This window comes from Rhodococcus sp. 008 (assembly GCF_001682295.1).
Classification (GTDB): Bacteria; Actinomycetota; Actinomycetes; order Mycobacteriales; family Mycobacteriaceae; genus Rhodococcus_F; species Rhodococcus_F qingshengii.
In genome coordinates, this window is the sequence record NZ_CP012749.1 from 3,867,758 (window position 1) to 3,889,906 (window position 22,149).

Annotated in this window: 18 protein-coding genes; 7 read left to right on the plus strand and 11 right to left on the minus strand. The window is 61.9% G+C overall.

Annotated features, from left to right (window positions below):
• The first annotated feature begins 154 nt into the window (after positions 1-154).
• Positions 155-307, plus strand: a complete 153-nt coding sequence (locus AOT96_RS18040) for a hypothetical protein (protein ID WP_007733703.1) — start codon at positions 155-157, stop codon at positions 305-307.
• Between the two features lie 82 nt (positions 308-389).
• Here the strand turns inward: AOT96_RS18040 and AOT96_RS18045 are convergent, their stop codons facing one another.
• The 7 genes from AOT96_RS18045 to AOT96_RS18075 form a co-directional block, all read right to left on the minus strand.
• Positions 390-2,012 carry an amidohydrolase gene (locus tag AOT96_RS18045; RefSeq protein WP_065352097.1) on the minus strand — a complete coding sequence of 541 codons (1,623 nt, stop codon included), beginning with the start codon at positions 2,010-2,012 and terminating at the stop codon, positions 390-392.
• A gap of 9 nt (positions 2,013-2,021) precedes the next feature.
• Positions 2,022-4,199, minus strand: coding sequence for an AAA family ATPase (locus tag AOT96_RS18050; RefSeq protein WP_065352098.1), 2,178 nt, complete (start codon positions 4,197-4,199; stop codon positions 2,022-2,024).
• Positions 4,200-4,220: 21 nt separating this feature from the next.
• Positions 4,221-5,051, minus strand: a complete 831-nt coding sequence (locus AOT96_RS18055; protein WP_029254795.1) for a CDP-alcohol phosphatidyltransferase family protein — start codon at positions 5,049-5,051, stop codon at positions 4,221-4,223.
• 59 nt (positions 5,052-5,110) lie between these two features.
• On the minus strand, positions 5,111-5,824 hold the full coding sequence (locus AOT96_RS18060) for a phosphatidylserine decarboxylase (protein ID WP_003941540.1): 714 nt from the start codon (positions 5,822-5,824) through the stop codon (positions 5,111-5,113).
• Positions 5,825-5,896: 72 nt separating this feature from the next.
• Complete coding sequence (locus AOT96_RS18065; protein ID WP_065352099.1) at positions 5,897-6,916, minus strand: DNA polymerase III subunit beta family protein; 1,020 nt, start codon at positions 6,914-6,916, stop codon at positions 5,897-5,899.
• Positions 6,906-7,358: a hypothetical protein gene (locus tag AOT96_RS18070; RefSeq protein ID WP_065352100.1), complete on the minus strand. Its 453-nt coding sequence runs from the start codon at positions 7,356-7,358 to the stop codon at positions 6,906-6,908. Before AOT96_RS18070 ends, AOT96_RS18065 begins: the two co-directional genes overlap by 11 nt.
• A gap of 34 nt (positions 7,359-7,392) precedes the next feature.
• Positions 7,393-7,863 (minus strand): SRPBCC family protein, encoded by a 471-nt coding sequence (locus tag AOT96_RS18075; protein WP_003941500.1) that lies wholly within the window; start codon positions 7,861-7,863, stop codon positions 7,393-7,395.
• Between the two features lie 189 nt (positions 7,864-8,052).
• On the opposite strand from AOT96_RS18075, the gene AOT96_RS18080 reads away from it, so the two are divergent.
• A complete protein-coding gene (locus AOT96_RS18080; protein ID WP_007733714.1) occupies positions 8,053-9,444 on the plus strand; it encodes an amino acid permease in 1,392 nt (463 codons plus the stop codon).
• Here AOT96_RS18080 and AOT96_RS18085 read toward each other — a convergent pair.
• Positions 9,416-10,669: an NAD(P)/FAD-dependent oxidoreductase gene (locus AOT96_RS18085; protein ID WP_007733715.1), complete on the minus strand. Its 1,254-nt coding sequence runs from the start codon at positions 10,667-10,669 to the stop codon at positions 9,416-9,418. The genes AOT96_RS18080 and AOT96_RS18085 overlap by 29 nt on opposite strands.
• Before the next feature lie 990 nt (positions 10,670-11,659).
• Between AOT96_RS18085 and AOT96_RS18090 the strand changes: the two genes are divergently transcribed.
• On the plus strand, positions 11,660-12,163 hold the full coding sequence (locus AOT96_RS18090; RefSeq protein WP_042450431.1) for a hypothetical protein: 504 nt from the start codon (positions 11,660-11,662) through the stop codon (positions 12,161-12,163).
• A 212-nt stretch (positions 12,164-12,375) separates the two neighbouring features.
• On the opposite strand, the gene AOT96_RS18095 is transcribed toward AOT96_RS18090, so the two are convergent.
• Together AOT96_RS18095 and AOT96_RS18100 are read right to left on the minus strand one after the other, a co-directional pair.
• The gene (locus AOT96_RS18095) at positions 12,376-13,836 is read right to left on the minus strand and encodes a wax ester/triacylglycerol synthase domain-containing protein (protein ID WP_007733717.1); all 1,461 of its coding nucleotides are present in this window, start codon (positions 13,834-13,836) and stop codon (positions 12,376-12,378) included.
• Positions 13,837-15,264: 1,428 nt separating this feature from the next.
• Complete coding sequence (locus tag AOT96_RS18100; RefSeq protein WP_065352101.1) at positions 15,265-16,413, minus strand: PucR family transcriptional regulator; 1,149 nt, start codon at positions 16,411-16,413, stop codon at positions 15,265-15,267.
• Between the two features lie 82 nt (positions 16,414-16,495).
• Between AOT96_RS18100 and AOT96_RS18105 the strand changes: the two genes are divergently transcribed.
• The 4 genes from AOT96_RS18105 (at position 16,496) to AOT96_RS18125 (ending at position 21,546) form a co-directional block, all read left to right on the plus strand.
• Entirely contained in the window at positions 16,496-17,281 is a 786-nt protein-coding gene (locus tag AOT96_RS18105) for an HAD-IIA family hydrolase (RefSeq protein ID WP_003941506.1), read from the plus strand.
• A gap of 80 nt (positions 17,282-17,361) precedes the next feature.
• Positions 17,362-17,919 (plus strand): DUF6764 family protein, encoded by a 558-nt coding sequence (locus AOT96_RS18110; protein WP_039973364.1) that lies wholly within the window; start codon positions 17,362-17,364, stop codon positions 17,917-17,919.
• 273 nt (positions 17,920-18,192) lie between these two features.
• Positions 18,193-19,818, plus strand: a complete 1,626-nt coding sequence (gene groL, locus AOT96_RS18115; protein WP_003941476.1) for a chaperonin GroEL — start codon at positions 18,193-18,195, stop codon at positions 19,816-19,818.
• Positions 19,819-20,100: 282 nt separating this feature from the next.
• Positions 20,101-21,546 (plus strand): wax ester/triacylglycerol synthase domain-containing protein, encoded by a 1,446-nt coding sequence (locus tag AOT96_RS18125; protein ID WP_007733729.1) that lies wholly within the window; start codon positions 20,101-20,103, stop codon positions 21,544-21,546.
• 271 nt (positions 21,547-21,817) lie between these two features.
• On the opposite strand, the gene AOT96_RS18130 is transcribed toward AOT96_RS18125, so the two are convergent.
• The gene (locus tag AOT96_RS18130; RefSeq protein WP_003941534.1) at positions 21,818-22,021 is read right to left on the minus strand and encodes a PspC domain-containing protein; all 204 of its coding nucleotides are present in this window, start codon (positions 22,019-22,021) and stop codon (positions 21,818-21,820) included.
• Positions 22,022-22,149: the final 128 nt, after the last annotated feature.

Below are 22,149 nucleotides of genomic sequence, written 5' to 3' on the forward strand. Positions count from 1 at the left end.
CTCGAAAACTGTTCCTATGCAATAATTTTCGACAATTCCGATTTTTGGGACTTTTCGGATCTTCATTCGATTTGCGGCAGGCAATCTCGACTACCTCATTGCATGGACTCTGCTGACGCCGAGCACTCGGCATACATTCCGGCTTCATGTTGACGTGGACGAGGGCACTTGGACGCGTGGCCGCGCATGGGCTCTGTCGATTGCATTGGTTGCCTTGCCGTACTACCGCGACACGAACGAGCAGATCACGGCCTGGGCGAAACATGCGATTGCCCAGGTCGTTGACGACGTCCACACCGAACTCTGAGACCACCCAGCGTCGTTTCCGTTCTCGCAACGATCCTTGGAACTCGAGCAGGGAGGGCAACAGTCTTGTCCGCGGCGACCGATCAGTCGATCGCGCTCAGGTCCCCGTACACCGTCCGGCCCTCCAGGACGGTGGCGAGCACCGTGATGTCGGCCAGCTCGGCCGGCTCGACGTCGAGGGGATTTGCCGACAGCACAACCAAATCCGCGTAGGCGCCGGGAAAGATGGACCCGATGTGATCTTCGCTGAACAGCTGCCAAGCGGCGTTGACCGTATGGGCGCGCACGGCGGCGTCCACGGGGATCCGTTCCTGGGGTGCCACGACGCGGCCGCTGGGCGAAAGTCTGGTGACGGCGTCCTGCATATTCCGTAGCGGATTGGCGGGGGTGACGGGACCGTCGTTGTGGAAGGTGAACCGTTGCCCGGCCGCGAGTGCAGATCCTGCTGCGGCCCAGACGGATCCGTATTCGGGGCCGAACAGGTCATCCACCAGAACGTCACCCCAGTAGTGCAAGTGGTCGATGAAGATGCTGACCGTGACGCCCAGTTCCGCTGCGCGGGCGAACTGATCCGGACGCATCGCGCCGACATGTTCGAGGCGCAACCGGTGATCGGGCCGGGGGTGCTCCTTCAGAAGCTGCTCCCACGCGTCGAGAACCATGGTGATCGCGTCGTCGCCGTGGGCGTGGCACGCCATCTGCCACCCCTTGGCGAAGTAAGCGGAACTGATGTCGTGGATCTGTTCGCCGGTGTAGTTGGCATGCCCGTGCGTGCAGGCGATCCCGAGCGCACGGGTGGCTTCGGTATCGAGATACGGGAAACTGGTGGCGATGTTGCCGACCCACGGCGAACCGTCGGACCAGACCTTGATGCCGATCTGGCGCACCAGGTCGTTTCCGTCGCCCGGCGACGCCTCGGTAGTGCGTGCGTCGTTGGACATTTCGTAGAGCCGCAGGCGGGTGGTGAGCAGTCCGGCGTCGGCTATTGCGGCCAGGGCGGGCCGCATCTTGGGGTCGAACGACAATTCGGCGATGGTGGTGATTCCGGCGGCGTTCATTCGGGCGCATTCGGCCGCCACCAGTGCGGGGAAGTCGTCACCGATAGTGACTGCGTGGCCCGCGACTGCGAACACCGCAGGCATTTCGTACGCGGCTCCGTCGAGTGCGCCCGTCGCGTCGTGGCCGTACGATCCGCCGATCGGATCGGGGGTATCGCGGGTGATGCCGGCCTGCACTGCTGCCGCCGTGTTGAAATACGCGACGTGTCCCGAGTTGTGCATGATCACGAGGGGGTACTCCGGCGCTACGGAGTCCAGCCAGTCGATGGTCGGGTCGGGTAGGCCCTTCTGCAGCAACGGGTCCCAACCGTTCAGAGAAGCGCCGGCAGCACCTCGCGAACGAACAGTGTCGACGACGGCAGCAACTACGGCGTCCGCCTCGGCGATCGTGACAGGCCGGATGTCGACGACGTCAGGCCCGAGCACGATGGCTTCTTCCAAAGGGTGACCGTGTGGCTCGATGAACCCCGGCAGAACAGTGGCACCTCCGACGTCGACGACGCGGGTATCCGGCCCCACCAGTTCCTCGACGTCCGTGCGCGCGCCGACGGCTGTGATCCGGCCGCCCGTCACGGCGAGCGCCTGGGCGCGTGGTGCTTCCTCGTGCATGGTCACGATGTCGCCGTACAGAACCAGATCAGCAGCCATGGTCAGTCCTTATCGGTTGTCCGCGTACGCCTGTAGGTGTGCCACCTGCTCGGGATCGAGTGAGGGACGTACCTTCTCACGGGCGGTTGCCACGTCCGCGGCCGTCACGTCGGCCGCGTCCATGCTCCGACGCATGGCGGCGAGTGCAGCCTCACGCAGGAGAGCCGAGCAGTCTGCTGCCGAGTATCCCTCGAGATCGACGGCCAGAATGTCCAAATCGACATCTTCGGCGAGCGGTACCGACTTGCCGGAAGCACGCAGAATCGCTTTGCGGGCCTCCGCATCCGGCGGCGGTACGAATACGAGACGTTCGAGTCTGCCGGGGCGCAGAAGAGCCGGGTCGATCAGATCCGGTCGGTTGGTGGCGCCCAACACCACGACGTCGCGTAGCGGTTCGACGCCGTCGAGTTCGGTCAGCAACGCGGCTACGACGCGATCCGACACCCCGGAGTCGGAACTTTGACCACGACGCGGGGCAAGGGCGTCGATTTCGTCGAGGAAGATCAACGAGGGCGCCGAATCGCGTGCGCGCTGGAACAACTCTCTTACGGCCTTTTCGGAGGCGCCGACCCACTTGTCCATCAGCTCTGCGCCTTTCACGGCATGAACGCTGAGGTGCCCCGAGCTGGCAAGGGCGCGAACGAGATACGTCTTACCGCAGCCGGGAGGGCCGTAGAGGAGCACGCCGCGGGGTGGGTCGACACCGAGGCGTGCGAAGGAGTCGGGGTGCTGTAGCGGCCACAGCACCGCCTCGGTGAGCGCCTGTTTGGTTTCGACCATGTCGCCGACGTCGTCGAGGGTGACGCTGCCGATCGACAGTTCTTCGGTACTCGAACGGGACAGTGGCCGAATCACTTCGAGGGCACCGACAAGATCTTCCTGCGTGATCTCCGGAGAATCACCGGATTTGGACGCCCGCGTCGCCGCTCGCAAGGCAGCTTCACGGCAGAGCGCCGCGAGGTCGGCGACCACGAATCCGGGTGCGCGCGAGGCGATGGCGTCGAGTTCGAGGGTTCCGGTGGGCACTCGGCGGAGCAGGAGTTCGAGCAATGCCTTGCGAGTTGCGCCGTCCGGCAGGGTAAGTGCGAGTTCTCGATCGCAGAGATCCTGGCCGCGAAGGCGCGCGTCGACGGTCTCCGGATGGGCGGAGGTCGCGACGAATGCCACGCCCGGGGTTGCGACGGCGCTGCGCAGTTGTTCGAGGATCAGTGCGGACACCGGTTCCGCGGTGGCCGGAAGCAGAGCGTCGATGTCACTGATCAGCAGTACGCCACCGCCGCGCACGGCAGCAACGGCGTCGACGATTCGCTGCAGGCGGGTATTCGCCTCGGTGGCACCGACTCCCGGGCCGTCGAGTTCGACCAGTTTGCGCGAGGACAGGACCGAGCGGGCCAACGTGGCTTTGCCTACGCCGGCGGGGCCCGTGATGAGGACGCCGAGGTGCGGTGAGGCGCCGAGCGTACGGAGCAGTTCTGGTTCGTCGAGTGCCAGGCCGAGCCACTCGGTCAGCTTGGCTGCCTGCGCTTGCGCGCCGACGAGGTGATCCAGCGGAACCGACGGTGCAGGCTCGATCGCGACGGCGGCCGGACTGGAAACAAGCGCACTCGGTGTCAGTGTGCCCGCCGAGCCGGAACCCCAGTTGACTGCCGAATTCGGCTGGACGCTGACCGGACCACCGGCAGGTTCGACGGCCGTGACGGTGAGCAGTTCGGATGTCCACGCGACGCCGAAGGTACGGGAAAGCGCTTGGGTGGCTTCGGAAGTGCTCGTACCCGGACCGAGATCGCGGGGGAGGAGCGAGACCGTGTCGCCGACGCTGACGACCTTGCCCAGAAGGGCTTGTCGCAGAACCGTCGAGCTGATCGAATTTGTCGCCATGGACGAGCCGGTGACGGAGACGGATCGCGCTCCGTACACCGCCACCGGACCGACCACGACGGATGAGTTCTCGGTCAGGCCGACGTTCGACATGGTGACGTCGTCGAGAAGGATCGTGCCTGCCGGGGTTCCGGTGGGCGCACGGCCCGCGACGGTCGCGGTGCCGCGGGCTCCCATGAGTGCGATGGCATCCCATTCGCGGATGCCCAACGCCGCCAACGCTTCGGGGTGCAAGCGCACTACCCCGCGGCGTAGGTCGGCGGCAGAGGTGTTGAGTCGAACGGTGAGGGCGAGTTCCGGCGAAGTCACCTCTCGAGAGTACGTCGTGGACTAGCGGGGTCGCCGCAATCCGAGACGAGCGGCCGAGCGGCGACCACCGACGTTGGGTTGGCGTCGGATCGCGCGGCGTTCGGAAGGCTTGATGTCCCAGGTTTCGGGACGTGCTGCCACCCACCGCTTCGAGTGCACGGCAAACGGGATGTGCACCAGGTAGATCGCGATGAGAACGATCAGCAGGATGTACGGGTAGGTGATGAGTGCGGCCGCAGCCAACGTCACCAGGACGAGCAGGCCGGCCGCCATGTGCGGCGGCACGGATACCGACTTCATCGCCAGCGTCGGGATGCGGCTGACGATCAGTGCAGCCGAGAAGAGCGTCCACACGATGACGACGAAGTGCGAAGACCACCAGCCGTCACCCCACTGAGCCGTCGCGGCCAGGGGAGTGAGGGCGATGAGTGCGCCGGCCGGAGCCGGAACGCCGACGAAGTACTCACGTGCGTACGCGGGGACGTCGTCGTCGTCGAGCAGAGTGTTGAAACGTGCGAGTCGCAACACGATGCTGACCGCGTAGATCAACGCGATGATCCAGCCGATGCTGGTGCCGTCCAGCAAGGTCACGTACAGGACCAGGGCCGGGGCGACGCCGAAGGAGATGGAGTCGGCCAGTGAGTCGAGTTCGGCGCCGATCTTGCTGGTGGCGTCGAGCAGTCGCGCGATGCGGCCGTCGAGTGAATCGAGGACGGCAGCGGCGCCGATCATCGCGAGCGAGGTACCGGGTTGTCCGTCGAGAGCGAATTTGACGGCGGACAGCCCGGCGCACAGCGCCAGGATGGTGATGACGGACGGCAGCAACCGCACCGCCTGGGTGCGTTTGGGCATCTTCGCGCCGGGTTGGGCTGCTCCCGGCTTCTTCACGGCTGACTTCATCTTCGGCGTCTTCACGGCAGTTGCGCGATAACTGTTTCAGCACCGATCGTGCGTTGTCCCGGCTCGACCAGGAGTGTGGTTCCGGCGGGGAAATAGGTGTCGACGCGTGAGCCGAAACGGATCAGTCCGTACGTGTCGCCGATCGGCAGGACGTCACCGACACCGGCGTAGCAGACGATGCGGCGTGCAAGCAGTCCCGCGATCTGGACAACCGCAACGTCGTGACCATCGGCGGTTTCGATCAGCATGCTGTTGCGCTCGTTGACCTCGCTGGCGTCGGCGAGATCTGCGGAGAGGAACTTGCCTGCCTGGTGAACGACCTCTTTGACCGTTCCACCGACAGGGCTGCGCTGGACATGCACGTCGAGAACCGACAGGAAGATGCTGACGCGCGGGCGCGGCTCGCTTCCGAGATTGAGCTCGGCGGGCGGAACGGCGTTGTCGACCAACGCCACCTCGCCGTCGGCGGGTGCGACGACGACGCCGATGCGGTTGGGCGGCACCCGGTGCGGGTGACGGAAGAACGTGGCGCATGCGGCGGCGGTGGTCAGACCGGCTCGGCGCACCCACTTACGGTTGCGGCCCAGAGCTGCAACTCCCAGCGGGGCCAGCACGAACGGCAGGCCGGCGGGATGAAGTGGCGGAATCGCATGGCGAACCAGATCGACGATATGTCCGATCCCGGTGGGTTGCGGGGTTCCGGGGGGTGTGGGTCGGCGTGCCACAGGCTCCTCTAACTACTCGGTAGGTCTTCTGCTGGTCGCACTGACAGTACGGGGTGGTAGAGCATCCATAGATTACGTGAACGCCTTCTCTCCTACAGGCTGTAGTGGCATCAAGTACGAGTAGTACCCGACACAGTCGCCGGTGCGTATCGCCAGCGGGAGCGTCGCACCGCTTACTCGGATCACCAGTTGCCGCCCCGGTTGGGCTGCGGCGGCGTCGCGCAGTCGCTGCCGGTCGACCAGTACTCGGAACTTCTCACGGGGATCTGTTCCGCCCGGATCCACCCGGGCACCACCGTCTTCGCCGACGCTGACGACGGCACTGTCCTCGGTGCCGTTGAGCAGGGCAGCAAGGTGGTCGCCGCTCAGTTCGACGGCGTTGTGGTGCTCGCGCAGGATTCGGTGATCAGGGAACTCTCCGTCCTCGATCAGGGGACTGGACACCTCACCTCCCGGATACGACGCAGTCACCGTGCGCGCGGAGAAAGTCAACGTCACGACGCCGGCGACGTCGCGTAACAATCGCGCGAAGGTGACGGGAACGACAGCGGACACCGTCAGAGCGGAGTGAACTGTCACCTCGGCGACCGCGAGCCGGAACTGATCAGTGGTGACAAACGCAGCGACGCCGTCGTGAATGTCGAGGTGGACGCCGCGAAGTATCGGGAACTCCGATTCCTCGTTCACTGCGAACAGCACGGCGTCGAGTGCGCGTCGTAGATCCCACGAGTCGATGTCCACGCCGCCGGAGGCAGGTAGCGAATCGATCAGCCGGTGAATTCGCCCCAGTTCGGCGCGGGCGTCGGCGAGACCGTCCTCGAGGTTGCGCAGATGGGCGTCCAGGCACGAATGCGGTTCCGGCCCGGTCAGGACGGCCATCATGTCGCGGATCGGAACACCGACGCGTCGCATACCGGCGATCATGCGGGCGTCGCGGAGCTGATCGTCGGTGTACCAGCGGTAACCGGTGTGCGGATCGACGGAATGCGGGACGAGCACGCCTTCCTTGTCGTAGAACCGCAGCGCGCTGATCGGGAGCGCCGACGCCCTGGACATCTCGCCGATCGTCAAGAGGGCGGAACTAGTGGTCACGGATCAATTCTGCCCGCAGTCGCTCGATGGCGCCCCTGATCATCCGGCCGTAACCGTCGTCGGCGAGTGTGCCGACCGACGCCTCGGCCTTCGTCAGATGCTCGACGGCCTCGGTGTCGCGTCCGAGTTTGCGGTAGTCGGCAGCCAGGTTGAGGTGCAGCGATGGATAGAAACCGGCGACCTGCAGCGATGCGTGGTGTTCCTGGGCTCGCGCGTCGGTCAACGAATCTGCAGCGTCGAGGGCGCGCAGGTCCCAGCAGAGCTCTTGAGCCGGATCGTCTTGAACGTCGGCCATGTAGTGCGCGAGGGAGAGGATGTGGAGCGCATCGGGGGCGGCGCTGATCTCTTCCCACACCTTCTCGAACGCAGAGCGAGCCCCGGCTCGATCGCCGGAGCTCGCCAATTCTTGTGCCTGCGCTATCTGTGTCATCACGGGATCCATGGAACGGATCCTGATGCCTCGACCAGGTCGAGGGTCAAGCAGAGGTGCGTGCAGCCGCCTCGGCCTCGCTCTTCACACGCTTCAAGGTGGCATTCATGCCTTCAACGAGCTCGACCTCGAAGTCGGCGTTTCCGCCCAGGACGGTCTTGACGAGGAACTGCGAGACCTTCGACGTTCCGGTGGGAGCCTCGCGACGCTCGGTCACTTTGGTGCCGGTAGCGGTCGGCTCGAGTTCGTAGGACCAGATCGTGCGGTTCTCCGCGATGCGGAACGCCACCGACTTGTTGGGCTCGAAGCGAACGACCTTCGACGACGTCGGCCAGACCAGCAGGCCCTTGCGGTTGACGTTGATCGTCTTGGCACCCTCACGCACGGTCCCGCCGATCACCTTCATGACCTTGCACTGGGGGCTCCATTCGCCCATGCGCTGCAGGTCGGCGACGATTGCCCACACATCCTGCGGTGATGCGTCGATGTCGATGCTTGCTTCGAGGGTGTTGGACACAGTCTCTCCAGTCGAGTTGATGCTACGTAAAGTTACAAACACTTTTGTCGATCGTAAGCGATCCGTCAATGGACCATGTGTGTCAGGTCACTGTACGGCCGTCCAACAGGGTCGTGCGGGAACACGCGCGGTGGTAGCGGACAATGGTTCGCGCACGTATGACGATCCATCCGACTGGAGTACCGAGAAGTGAACAGCGACGCAGCGACGCAGGATGGCCTCAAGCGAGGGCTGACAGCGCGCCATATCCGCTTCATCGCCCTCGGATCAGCCATCGGAACCGGACTGTTCTACGGCAGCGCCGAGGCCATCAAACGAGCCGGCCCGTCGGTGCTCCTGGCCTACCTGATCGGCGGTATCGCGGTCTACCTGGTGTTGCGAGCGCTCGGCGAGATGGCGGTCCGTAACCCGGTTTCCGGTTCGTTCAGCGAGTACGCGAACAAGCACCTCGGACCACTCGCCGGTTTCATGACCGGGTGGACGTACACGTTCGAGATGGTGATCGTGTGCCTCGCCGACGTCACCGCCTTCGGCCTGTACATGCAGTTCTGGTTCCCGGACGTACCGAGATGGATCTGGGTTCTGGCTGTCGTCTTCTTCATCGGCGCGATAAACCTGTTGAGCGTCAAGGTGTTCGGCGAACTGGAATTCTGGTTCACGCTCGTGAAGATCACCGCCATCATCGCGATGATCGCCGGCGGCATCGCGATCATCGTGTTCGGATTCGGCGTTCACGACACCGATGCCGGAATCAGCCACCTCTGGTCGGACGGCGGGTTCTTCGCGACGGGCTTCGGCGGATTCGTCGCGTGTTTCGCGATCGTCATGTTCGCGTTCGGCGGCACCGAGATCATCGGTATCACCGCGGGCGAAGCCGAGGATCCGGCGCAGACCATCAGGAAAGCCGTCAACACGGTGCCGGTGCGCATCATTCTCTTCTACATCTGCACCCTCGCCGTCATCATGGCGATCATTCCGTGGCAGGCCATCAACTCCGACAACAGCCCGTTCGTCCAGATCTTCGAGAACCTCGGATTGGGAACGGCCGCTTCGATCCTCAACATCGTCGTCATCACCGCAGCCCTGTCGGCCATCAACAGCGACGTTTTCGGTGCGGGTCGCATGATGTTCGGAATGTCGCATGCCGGTCAGGCCCCGCAGGTGATGAAGAGAGTCTCCGCCAACGGTGTTCCGTGGATGACCGTTGTCATCATGACCGGTGCCCTGTTGGTGGGAGTCCTGCTCAACTACCTGATCCCGGACCAGGTGTTCCTCGTCATCGCCTCGCTGGCCACCTTCGCCACGATTTTCGTCTGGATCATGATCCTGCTCTCGCAGTTCCGTTCCCGCGCTCAGATGAGTGCAGACGAAACAGCGGCACTGAAGTTTCCAGTGCCGCTGTGGCCGTACGGTCAGATCTTCGCGATCGTGTTCCTGGCTTTTGTCATCGTGTTGCTCGGCGTCATCGCCGATACCCGAGTTGCTTTGCTCGTCGGTGCCGGATGGCTGGTTCTGCTGACGGGCGCGTACTACAAGTGGGTGAAACCGGCTGTCAGCGCAGCGGATCGAAGTGGCGCATGACGGTCGGCGTCTGAGCGCCGGTCATCGAGTCGGCCACCATCTTTCCGGTCAACGGACCCAGGGCGATTCCCCACATCCCGTGACCACCGGCGACGTGCACCCGCGGCGACTTCGTGGCTCCGATCAACGGCAAGCCGTCGGTAGTGCACGGTCGTGATCCCACCCACTCCTCTTCCCGCGCAGTCCAGTCGATGCCGCTGAGCATCGGCTTGGCCGCATCGATGATCGCCTGCACGCGGCGCGGATCCAGCGGCGCGTCAGGGCTGCGGAATTCCATCATTCCGGCCACTCGGAAGCGATCGTGCAACGGAGTGCATGCGACGCGCTGGGTGGGGAAATACACAGGGTTCTTGGGGAGGTGCTCGGGCTTGACACTGAAGCTGTATCCGCGTCCGGCCTGCACCAGTTTGCGCACACCGAACGGTGCTGCGAGCTTGTTCAAGCGGGCACCGCTCGAGATGACCACGGCGTCGCCGTCGCGTGAATCACCGTGTGCACTGCGAACAGTGACTCCGCCGACCCGATCGTCGATCTGCGTGACGTCGAAACCGCTGACGATTTCTCCACCGCGTTCACGAACCGCGTCCGCCAACGAGTTCACGAACAACGGGGGATCGATGAAACGCTGATTACGCAGACGCAAACCGGCTTTCACACCCTGGCCGAGTGAAGGCTCGAGCGAGTGAATCGCGTCGTAGTCGAGGAGGTCGAAGTCGACTTCTCCGCCGGCAGCTTCGACGTGATGGAACTCGTCCACCAAGGTCTGTCGGTCCTTCTCGGACGCAAACGCGGCGAGGAAAGGATCGGCCAGGCGGGTCAGCTCTTTGACGCCACCGTCGGCGAGTTCGTCGTACGCGCCCAAGGCTGTTCGGTTGACCTCGGTGTAGACCGACATCGCTTCCTGCCACTTCGACGGCGTGCAGTGGCGCGCGAACCCGACCAGGAACCGAATCAGCTTCAGATCGGTGGTGAGTGGCACGTACACCGGGGACGACGGGCTGAGCATCGCGCGCAAGCCGTATTGGAGCACTGCGGGTTCGGGCAGCGGAAGCGTCAATGCGGGGGCCAGCCAACCGGCGTTGCCCCAGCTCGCGTCGGCTGCGACGCCGTCGCGATCGACGACGGTGACCTCGACTCCACGTTCCTGCAAGAACCAGGCCGTCGACAATCCGACAACACCCGCACCGACCACGACCACACGATCGGGGCTTTGACGAGTTCCCATGACGCACTCCTTCTACAGACTCTGCTCGAACCGAGACGCCGGTCACATCCGGCTCTTCTCCCAAGCATGAATCGCGGGGGCGGCAAAAGGACTGGCCGTTCGGCCACAGCTTCGGGGAATGCGTTGTGCGAGTGCACAGCCCTCGCTTGGGAAGCGAATCACAGTGAGTCGGTTCGTAAATGCGCTGGAACTTTTGAATTAATACTAAAGTATTAACCATCTCTCGAATGAGCTGCGTTGTTAATACTTTAGTATTAATGTTTCGCTGAATGTTAGTTCCTTGGTATTAGTCGCGTGCAAATCCTGGATGTAAGTGGGGGCGCCATTTCAAGTTGTCGAGAGATTTCTTTCAAAAACTGTTACAAGTTCTAGTAATTGAGGTATGGTGACGGTCATCACATAAACGGCAAATCGTGAATGGCCTTCAATCGTCGATCAGCTGTTCCAACTTACCGCTCGGTGTGAGCATCCAGTGGAATGGGTGCTACCAAACCAGCTGATTGGAGGTGGTTTCTCACGGTCGGACGTCATCTTTTTCGGAATCGAGACATGATTCCCGGGTGATGTCGTATCGCTAATCTCCGTTGTCAAGATTTCGGTCGTGCATCGGTAGTGAACAAATCCTATCGTGCTGCGCACGGCCTCAAAGACTTCCCCTTCGCCGCGAAAATTCCGGTGATGCGGAGGCTGTCAATGCAGTAGTTCAACTTTACTCGAACTGCGTTTTGGCAGGAAGTGCTATCAACGCTAAAAACCGATCCCGAAAGGGAATGAGGAGTAGAAGATATGCATGTTTCAACGGCAAAACGTACGGTGGCCGCTCTAGCAGTAGCAACTGCTTCGGCGGGCATGGTATTCGCAGCAGTTGCACCGGCGTCGGCAACTGCAGGTACGACGGTGACGAGCTATAACCAGGCGTGCCGCGCTGTAAGTGTTGGGCAGACCGTGGATCAGGTAGTTCCAACCTCGGTCACGGCTAACCACGTCACTGTGAATGCCACGCCCGGGGTAAATTCATACACCCTTCAGCCCGGTTCAGCGACGACGCCCAGCAGTTCTGGCGTCTCGGGTGTCACATTCCTCGGCATTGATGACGTCAGGCTTGTCTACCGCTATGACCCAGCGACGTTCGTCGCAGGATCGGCCGCACTGGTGGCCGGTTCCGGTTCGGGCTACACAGGCACGGTCACTCTCACCGATACCGGATCGCAACTGATCGTGGACGGTGCGGATGTCGGCGTAGGCGTGACATACCAGCTTCCGAAGATTAGTTTCCAAACTCGGAACAGTGCGTTGGACGTGAAGTTCGACACTCAGGGCACCGCGGCCCAGATGTATAACTTCTCGGCGAATTACTTCCGTTTCACATCGAAGGCGTCAGTGCCTATCTTCGGGACAGTCAGTGCGCCGACCTCATGCATTCCCGCCAATGCGGTGGGTGCGACCGGTAGTTACCCGGCACTGAATTCGGGTGCGGGCGTTCTGCATCCATAGTCAATCCGGACCCCGGTGATTAGCAGCGCTGCCTGACACCCCACTCAGGCAGCGCTGTTTTGCGTAGTCTTGTGCGTGAGTGCCAGAAGTGTGTGCCGGGAGGCGCTTCCAGACCATGTGGATGCGAGTTACGTGCAGAATTACCCGCTCGACAAGAATCCCGACCTACCGCAGTGGTAGGCCGGGCTCGTAATGTCTTGGTGAATAAGGGATCAGGATGCGATGACGGTCGAGTTGCTCTCGAGCTCACGCGTCTTTGCGGCTTCCTTCAGTTCCTCGAAACTCGCGCGAAGCAACTCCAGGTAGTGGCCTAGATCTGGCATCGTTGCGGCGTCTGCAATCACGTTGAGCGTTAGGTTGCCGCCACTCGCAGCTACCATGAAGTGCCGCAGCCCGTCACCGTCGACCGGTGCTTGATTAGCGAGTACGGCAGTGCCAGATGCCCCGTTCAGGGTCAGTCCGTTGACCGAGAGCGGAATGTTACTCACCATCGTGTGCTGATACCGCGGCCCATCCGGCTTGTAGTCGTCATGGTGACGTGAATATGCCATCAACCGCGCTATCGGAGCGGGTAGGGTCTCCAACACTGTGCTCATCCGCCGGACCGCTGTGTGGGACGTACGGGCCTTCTCCGAGCGTGCAGACTCTGCGATGAGAGCGAGTCTCTTCAGCGGATCCGTGATCGTGGTGTGCATGTTCACGGACAGATTCACCAATTGGTTTGCGGACTCCCACTCCTCTTGCTTGCGCATGGACCGCGGAACCATCGCGAACAGAGAACCTCGAGGCGCTTCGCTCTTCTCGGTAAGGTATCGCGCCATCGCGCAACCGACCACAGCCAGAAGGACGTCGTTGACAGTCGCTCCGGGGACTGCGTTCTTCACATGCCGAACCTCGTTGCCTGCGAGGATGATCGGCTCCACCAATGCCGACCCGCTTACCTTGCAGTTGAAGCGGGTGCTAGTACTTTCGTAGATGCACTCGTCCCATTCTCCAGCACTCTTCGCCTCGACTACCGCACGGGCAGCAGCCCGATTGCCCGGAATGCTCTTGGCGAACTGGATAAGTTGGCCGGGGAAACTCAGCACTGATCGCGTGAAGAGACGTCCCCGTAGGAACCGTATTGCAGGTGCTGATTTCCTCGGCCGTTGCGCATCCGAAAATATGGCTTCACCCAGCATTCGGATCGCGATTCCGTCGGCCGCGCTGTGATGAGACTTGAGCACAACCGCCGTCAGCCTGCCGGGTAGAGCGTCAAGCCCCTCGATCCCCGTGAAAAAGTGCAGTTCCCAGGGTGGGCGGCTGAGATCCATTCTCGAGGTCAGCAGGGCGCTGAGCATTTCTTGAAATGGTGCCCAACCCGGCTCGGAAATCGCGTTGACCCGCACGTGGTCGCCCACATCCAGGTTGGGGTCTGGAACCCAGTACGGATGGCCGAGTCCCAGTGGCGTGTGCTGGATTCGGTGGGTGAACATGCGATTGTGTCCGAGCCTGGCGGTGACCCAATCGACGGCTTGCGCCTGCGTGAATTCTGCGGCTGGGTGCTGAGATGTTTCGAAGAAGTACACGCCGACCAGATGCTTCAGGTGGCCGGCGGACTCGTTGTAGACGAAGTCCGCGTCTCGCGGATTCACCTGTGTGACAGCCGCATCCAGCAGGTTGGGCAGTCTCATGTCGAACTCCTCACGTGGCGGGTGCCGGATCAAAGTGTCCGTGCCCCGGAACTCTCGTGGCCCGGAACTCTCGTGCCTGGAAAACTCTCGTGCTTGGAACGCGAAATGACCCCCGAGGCGAATTGGAGCCTCGGGGATCATCGAAGTTCAGAGTAGAGAAGTTGCACCAGAGAATTTACTTCTGCAGAATGGTACTTCCCAGGCCGGTCAACTCTATGGTCCCAGTAGCCCAGGCGATCAAACTGGTGATATATCTTTGCAGCATTGTAAATCACCTTTCCTTAGAGCGGCGTCGGCGTGTACGCGGACAGGGTGTTGAGATACTTCGCGAACGTACCTACTAGGTCGATTGAGCCAAATCCCACCAGATCCGACAGATAGCTCATTGAAAGATCGAACATTATTGTCTCCTCTCCCGACTACGGGGCAACGGTCGAGCCGAGGGCGGTCTGAATGCTTCCACCAATACCTGCAGAACCGCTAGCCATTAGGTTGATGGCTGCGGAGATAGACTTGAAGATGCCGTCGACTATTGCCTGCACATAAACGAACGGGGGTAGCAATGATTGCGAATCAATGCTCGTGACTGCGTCGATTATACTTGCTGTATCCACTATGCTAACGCTCCTTGCGGTAGATTTTTATCACGGTAGGAAATTCTGTTGAAGTCAGCCGAGTGGGGGTTGCCAGTCGAAGTCGACTGACGCCATGGAGCCTCTGTATACGAGCAATGAAATGATCTGCAAAATTATCGGTTCCTTGAGGTAAGGCACCATCGATCCTAGATCCATCGTTTACTCCTGTCGTTGGGTGATGTTCTGAAATGGATCAGGGTTGCGATGAGCCGGTCTCGATTAATCCGGCTAGCGAGCCGGTGGCGCCCTCGATGCCGGGCACTAGGGATCCGCTCCATACATTGTCCAGTAATCCGGTGAACAACGCAGCCGTTGCTTGAAGGAACATTGCGATCATATGAAGTTCCATCCTTTCGATAGATCTGGAAGACTTTTTGTACATCGGCGCATGCTTGTTGCATTCCACAAAGAGCAGGTTCGACTAGTGCACGGACCCTTGCGATCGTTCTGCTGAGAGATCCGTGTGGCGTTCGGGGTCTTATGTGGCGTGACGGGAATGAGGTTAGCTCGAGCAAGTCCACTTTGACTAGGAATTTGTAGAACCAAACTGAAACGTGTTTCATTTGTGCTGGTCAGGCAACCAAAATGGCCTATTTGGGCCGTGAGAGGAAGATCTTGCGGAACGCTAACCAGATTGCAAGATTGATGATTGCCGAATTGCTGGGTTTTGGGAATCGTGGCCGGTAATTATGACTTTTGGCGGACTGGTCGTTAATACTTTTGGGTGATATTTTGTCGAATACCCCCCAAAGTGGAGCGGCACGGGAGATGCTCCGATACCTTCTTCGCCGGCTCAGGAACTTCGTAGTTTGAACTGAAGCATCAGGATCAGTCGAGTGTCCGCGTCGCTCAGGTCAACCCCGCACATCTCCTTGCAGCGGCGTAATCGATTGCGGAGAGTGTTGGGGTGAACATGCAATACTGCGGAGGAACTCGCGACATCACCGCCCTTGTCGAGGAAGGTGTGGGCCGTTGCGACGAGTTCGCTTCCATGTCGACGGTCGTACCCTTCCAGGGCGTGCATAGGTGTGGCGGTGCTCAGTCCGTCGAATATGTCGGCAACATGTAAGGCCAGTACCGACGCCAAGGTGTCGTTCATACCCGCGACAATCCCGCCGGACCGGTTGTGTCGCAGCGCGCCCAGAACATGGTCGGCGTCGGCGCGTGACAAATGGCATTCGCTGGCTGATTTCACGGTGCGGCCCACCGCAACGGCAAGTTGTGCTCGTGTGCGGGCGCGGCTGAGGAAGTCCTCCAACAGTCGGCGGGCGTTCGCTTCGTCAGCGCCGACAACAAGGTACGTCGAGTCGATCAACTGTGCGATCACGGCGTCGACGGCCAGAGTGTCCAGGTACAAGCTCAAGGAGGCGACCAACCCCGCCGGCAGTGGTCCCGTGACGGTTCCGACCGCGACCACCGTGAGCGGACCTGCCAACCGCAAGTCGTCGGCGGCGCGGAATGCGGGTTCGCCACCGCCGATCAGTGCTTGGACGCGCTGGGATTGGCGACGACGTGTGCTGTCGACCCGGTCACGCTCCGAGGCGATTCTCTCGGCCACGACAGATACCGCGGAACGAAGTATCGATTCCTGTGTGGGCGTCGGTGTTCCGGCCAGTGCGACCCAGATCGAGCCGACGGGGTGATCGTTCTCGCGAACTGCGATAACCAGTCGCGGCGTGATCGCGGGGTCTTCGAGGTCGACGTAGATGGGATCGCTCTCTCGGTGAAGCCGATCGAATACTCCTGCATCGGAGAGTAATTGGCGGAATCGGCTGGGTACCTGCCGACCGAGGATCGTGCCGATGCGAGCTTCGTCTACGGCCTGCTCGCCGCCGGAGTACGCGAGAACCGTCGAGTTCTCGTCCTCGATCGTGACGGGAGCGCCGAGCAATTCGGCCAGAGAACCGGCAACGGAGAAGAGGTCGTCGTCGCGCAGGTCCATGGGTGGGAGCCTACTGAGCGATGGACGGATTTCGGGTTTCGACGCCTCGGCAGGACCTCGATGGCGAATATAGGCTGGTGCAATGGCCGACATCGAAGGTGTTCTGTTCGATATCGACGGAGTCCTGCTCACGTCCTGGCAGCCGATCGAGGGAGCAGGGGAAGCAGTACGCGAAGTTCGGCGGCGCGGATTGGCCTGTGGGTTTCTGACCAACACCACCTCGCGCAGTTCGACACTCATCGCGCAGGGGTTGTGCGACGCCGGTATCGAGGTGGAGGCGAGCCAGATAGTTACTGCCGCCAGGCTCACGGGGGAGTACGTGCGGGCGACGTACCCGGACGCGAGGGCGTGGGTACTCAATCACGGTGACGTGTCCGCCGATCTCGAGGGAATCGAGTTCGACGACGCCGATCCCGAGGTCGTGATTCTCGGCGGCGCCGGCCCGGAGTTCACCCACGAGGCGCTGAGCCGAGTGCTCGAACTATTGCTCGCCGGAGTGCCCGTCGTCGCGATGCACCGCGGGATGATGTGGGAGACCGTAGACGGCCTTCGGATCGACACCGGAACGTACTTGCCCGGCTTCGAGGAAGTGGCGGGTGTAAACATCGCCGCAGTGGGTAAACCGTCTCTCACGGGGTTCCTGACAGCCACGGAGTTGATGCATGTCGAACCTGAGGCGACGGTGATGGTCGGCGACGATCTGATCGGGGACGTCCTCTCCTCGCAGCGGGTCGGCCTGACCGGAGTTCTGGTGCGCACAGGCAAGTTTCGGCAAACAGTGCTCGACCTCTCGGTTCAGAAGCCCGATCATGTCATCGATTCGGTCGCGGATCTCCCGGCCCTTCTCGGGGTCGTCCTCGAGGCTTGACCAGGCGGGGGTGACGGACTTCACTCGAGCGGGTACTCTCGCGCCCGAATCCAATGAACTTGTTCCACGAAGGAGTTTCTATGCCCTTGATCTCGTCAGTCTGGTTCCGTCGCTCATACTCTCGAGTCAGCGGAATTTCCAGTAGTCGGTTGGGGGGCCGCCTGGCGAGAACAGGGGCTGTGATGACTGTAGGTATGGGGCTCGCCGCCGGGCTGGCGCTGACCGGTGCGGGAGCTGCTTCCGCGGCGCCCGTCGCGTGTGTCTCGCCGCCGTCGGCAAATGACATCCAGGTCTCCGAGACCGCGAGCTGCGGCGCGCAGTCCGTCGGAGCCGGCCGCGCGCAGGCCGGTGCCGCCGAGAGCGGTACGGCAGTGAGCGTCGCCGCCGACAACGGCTACTCCAATTCATATGCCAACGGCTTCGGAACCGCGCTGGGGGCGTCTCGCGGTAACGGTCAGGCGCAGGCATTCGCGCTCGGCGGCGGTATCGCGCGGGCCGGGGCGGCTGACGGAAATGTCACCTTCGCCATCGCCGGTTACGGGGCGGGCGCTACAGCCGATGCCAATGGCGTCGACTGCGTCGGAGTGCTCTCGTTCGCGGTCAATTTGAGTAACGGACAGTTCTGCATCGCGGGCTGAGGCTCAACCTTGCACTCGGCACGCTCGAGTGCTAAAAATGCAGTTGGCACTCGCGAACCGTGAGTGCCAGGTCGAGGCAGTGAGACCGGGAACCATAGACACCCCCGGTCGTCCGTCGCGGGCACTGACTAGACCACAGGCGTAGATGGGTGACCAGGCAAATCGGTCGCCCGTGTAATGAGGTGACCGGTCAAACGGTCGCCTTGTGCCGATGAGGTGACCCGACGAGCGGTCACCTTGTGTGTCACCCCCTATCCGGAGGATCACTTCGCAATGGCAAAGATCATCGCGTTCGACGAAGAGGCACGTCGTGGCCTCGAGCGAGGCCTCAACGCCCTCGCCGACGCTGTCAAGGTGACGTTGGGCCCCAAGGGTCGCAACGTCGTTCTCGAAAAGAAGTGGGGCGCCCCCACGATCACCAACGATGGTGTTTCCATCGCCAAGGAGATCGAACTCGACGACCCGTACGAGAAGATCGGCGCCGAGCTCGTCAAGGAGGTCGCCAAGAAGACTGACGACGTCGCTGGCGACGGCACCACCACCGCTACCGTTCTCGCACAGGCACTGGTCCGTGAAGGTCTGCGCAACGTCGCAGCCGGCGCGAACCCGCTCGGCCTCAAGCGCGGCATCGAGAAGGCTGTCGAGGCTGTCACAGCTCGCCTGCTCGAGACCGCCAAGGAGATCGACACCAAGGAGCAGATCGCTGCTACCGCCGGTATTTCCGCCGGCGACCCGTCCATCGGTGAGCTCATCGCCGAGGCTATGGACAAGGTCGGCAAGGAAGGCGTCATCACGGTCGAGGAGTCCAACACCTTCGGCCTGCAGCTCGAGCTCACCGAGGGCATGCGCTTCGACAAGGGCTACATCTCGGCGTACTTCGCCACCGATGCAGAGCGTCAGGAAGCCGTCCTCGAAGACGCGTACATCCTGCTCGTCAGCTCCAAGATCTCCACGGTCAAGGACCTGCTGCCCCTGCTGGAGAAGGTCATCCAGTCCGGCAAGCCGCTCCTGATCATCGCCGAGGACGTCGAGGGCGAAGCTCTCTCCACCCTCGTGGTCAACAAGATCCGTGGCACCTTCAAGTCTGTTGCCGTCAAGGCTCCCGGCTTCGGTGACCGTCGTAAGGCTCAGCTCGCCGACATCGCCATCCTCACCGGTGGCGAGGTCATCAGCGAAGAGGTCGGACTCTCCTTGGAGACCGCAGGCCTCGAGCTCCTCGGCCAGGCACGCAAGGTCGTCATCACCAAGGACGAGACCACCATCGTCGAGGGTGCCGGCGACGCCGACGCAATCGCCGGTCGTGTCAGCCAGATCCGCGCCGAGATCGAGAACAGCGACTCGGATTACGACCGTGAGAAGCTGCAGGAACGTCTGGCCAAGCTGGCCGGCGGCGTTGCAGTCATCAAGGCCGGCGCTGCTACCGAGGTCGAGCTCAAGGAGCGCAAGCACCGCATCGAAGATGCAGTGCGTAACGCAAAGGCAGCCGTCGAAGAGGGCATCGTCGCCGGTGGTGGCGTTGCACTTCTCCAGGCAGCTCCCGCACTGGACGACCTCAAGCTCGAAGGTGACGAGGCAACCGGCGCGAACATCGTTCGCGTTGCACTGTCCGCTCCGCTCAAGCAGATCGCATTCAACGCAGGCCTCGAGCCCGGCGTTGTTGCGGACAAGGTCTCCAACCTGCCCGCAGGTCACGGCCTCAACGCTGCGACCAACGAGTACGGCGACCTGCTCGCTGCAGGCATCAACGACCCGGTCAAGGTCACCCGCTCGGCACTGCAGAACGCAGCGTCCATCGCGGCTCTGTTCCTGACGACCGAAGCCGTTGTCGCTGACAAGCCCGAGAAGGCCGGAGCGCCTGCAGGCGATCCGACCGGCGGCATGGGCGGCATGGACTTCTGAGTCCATCTCCACCTAGCTCCTAGAGCCCGGCCCACCATTCGGTGGGCCGGGCTTTTGCTCGTGCGGGGGAGGCAAGTTTCGATGACTTGGCAGCGGCAGCCGCGATGCAGATTGCGGATTCACCTAACCAAGAGGTTGCCTCCTGATCGATCGGAATCACAGGCACCTTTTCCGATTGCTGGATCCGGTGATACCCAACGATTCCGAGCAGAACCCAGAGGATCGGCATGTCAGCTCGCTACAATTCGGACATTCGTTCAGCGTCGGAATTGAGGGGCATGCATGATCTTTCGGAACTCGTTGCCAGCCGCGGTATCTCAGATGGGGCCGCGAGACGCGGAGTTCGTCTACAACGAGTCCGGCGGACATCTGAGCCACATGGTCTGCGCCTACTTCTTCGACACGACGGGCCATCCGCTCGCAGAGATGACGCACGACGACGCGGTTCGGTGGATCACCGAAAGATTCGGATACTGGCCACTGTTCACGAGTCGACTCCAGCGAGTTCCGCTGGATCTGGACTATCCCTATTGGGTCCCGGCCGATTTCGACGTCGGTGATCACGTGCACGTCCATCGTGCCCCGGTTGCCGGGTGGGCGCCGGTTCGTGAATTGCTCGGGCGCTCGCTCGGTGAGCCGATGGACTTGTCCCGGCCGCCCTGGGAGTTGCACGTCATGACCGGAGTGCACGGGATCGACGAGCTACCGGGCAATCTGACGCTGATCATGCTCAAGACCCACCACGGGGCCGGTGACGGTCTGGCGATCCGCGATCTGACCAACCTTCTGTTCTCCGGTCCGCCGAAGCCGGAGACGAAGCGTGCCGGTTCGGGGCTTTCGTCGCTGAATTTGATCGGGCGCACGGTCGTGGGTTTGCCCGGCCAGGCGATCCGTTTCGGCCGGGGTCTGTCCGTGACAAAGGTTGCGGCCGAGACGGTTCGGGAGGCGGAAGAGGCCGGAGAGCTGCCTACGTACTCGGCCGACCGCCTGCCGACCCGATTCAACGGCATGCTGGGCGGAGACATCACGATCGATTTCCTGACGCTGGACGGCGCAGACATCAAAGCGATCCGAGCGGCCGTTCCGGACGTGACGGTCAACGACATCTTCCTGACCGTCGTCGCCGGCGCTCTCGACGCATACCTGTCGGAGAAGGGCGAGAAATCAGGCAGTGGGTTGGCGGCGATGGTTCCCCGATCGATGCGGCAGATCGCCGAATGGGAATCGGCCAACCAACTGGCGCTGTTGACGGTCGATCTGCACACGGACGTCGAAGATCCGGTCGAGCGGCTGACACGAATCAGGGATTCGGCGCTGATGGCAAAGGGGCGGAGTTTGCACCCAGCCGTCCGTCGATACGGCACACGCATCGAAACGTCGCCCGCGGCTCTGCTCAGACTCACCGGTCTCTCGCGTCGGATCAACAAGCTTGACCCTTCGCACAAGGTCATTCAGAACACGACGATCAGCAATGTCCCGGTATCGGTCGACGGCAATGTCTTCGAAGGTGCGCCGGCGGTGGCAGTTCTCGGCGGGCAGGCGCCGGTCGACGGAGACATTCTGCGCCACTTCCTCATTGCTGCGCGTGGAGGTTCTCTGACGCTCAATGTCATTGTCTCGCGAGAGACGATGCCAGATATCGAGCACTACATCGAATTATTGCGGGTGGGGTTCACGGCGCTTCTGCAGGCAGTTTCCGACCAAAATCGTGAGTTGGTCGAACGATAATCTCTCGACACCTCAGCTTTACGCCGCCTGTCGTTCCCTGAGTTTTCTGATCGGCGTCATTTGCTCGTCCCAAGTGAACCACTGAACATCTTGGTTGGGCAGCGTCAGTGGCCTGGCCGTCAAGGGTCTCGAGGCCCTCGCTGCGCTCAGCGGTGGAGAGTTGAAGGCCGCCAAGTAGATTGTCGATTTCGGGGCCTGCTCGTGTTGGCGCGTAGGCCCCGAAATACCTTTTGTCGGCGCGTAATTCTCGCCATGTCAAGTGCCGGAATTCTCAACCTAACGGCATGAGCATCCAGGCGGCGAGATATACCAAAGCCGCGGTTCCACCCGTGCAAATAGCCGCGATAACGGCGAGTAGACGGACAAGATTTACGTCGGCGCCGAAGTAATCTGCAATTCCGCCGCACACTCCGGCGAACATTTTCTTGTCGTTGGAACGGGTGAAGGGGCGAGGTGTGTTGCTTTCGAATGTCATGCTTCAATTCTGAAGCGAGATCGCATCAGGCACCATCGGGGACGACCCCCATCTGCACCCTGATCTTTTGAGCCCGTCGTGTCATACCCCGGTAGTTCATCCCAGCTTCACCGAACGGTTGCTGCGGG

Coding starts and splice junctions, on each gene's coding strand:
- AOT96_RS18045 (WP_065352097.1), bottom strand. CDS start 2,012: ATGGCTGCTGATCTGGTTCTGTACGGCGACATCGTGACCATGCACGAG.
- AOT96_RS18055 (WP_029254795.1), bottom strand. CDS start 5,051: ATGCCCAAACGCACCCAGGCGGTGCGGTTGCTGCCGTCCGTCATCACC.
- AOT96_RS18070 (WP_065352100.1), bottom strand. CDS start 7,358: ATGGATCCCGTGATGACACAGATAGCGCAGGCACAAGAATTGGCGAGC.
- AOT96_RS18085 (WP_007733715.1), bottom strand. CDS start 10,669: ATGGGAACTCGTCAAAGCCCCGATCGTGTGGTCGTGGTCGGTGCGGGT.
- AOT96_RS18095 (WP_007733717.1), bottom strand. CDS start 13,836: ATGAGACTGCCCAACCTGCTGGATGCGGCTGTCACACAGGTGAATCCG.
- AOT96_RS18100 (WP_065352101.1), bottom strand. CDS start 16,413: ATGGACCTGCGCGACGACGACCTCTTCTCCGTTGCCGGTTCTCTGGCC.
- AOT96_RS18105 (WP_003941506.1), top strand. CDS start 16,496: ATGGCCGACATCGAAGGTGTTCTGTTCGATATCGACGGAGTCCTGCTC.
- AOT96_RS18110 (WP_039973364.1), top strand. CDS start 17,362: ATGCCCTTGATCTCGTCAGTCTGGTTCCGTCGCTCATACTCTCGAGTC.
- groL (WP_003941476.1), top strand. CDS start 18,193: ATGGCAAAGATCATCGCGTTCGACGAAGAGGCACGTCGTGGCCTCGAG.
- AOT96_RS18125 (WP_007733729.1), top strand. CDS start 20,101: ATGATCTTTCGGAACTCGTTGCCAGCCGCGGTATCTCAGATGGGGCCG.
- AOT96_RS18130 (WP_003941534.1), bottom strand. CDS start 22,021: ATGACATTCGAAAGCAACACACCTCGCCCCTTCACCCGTTCCAACGAC.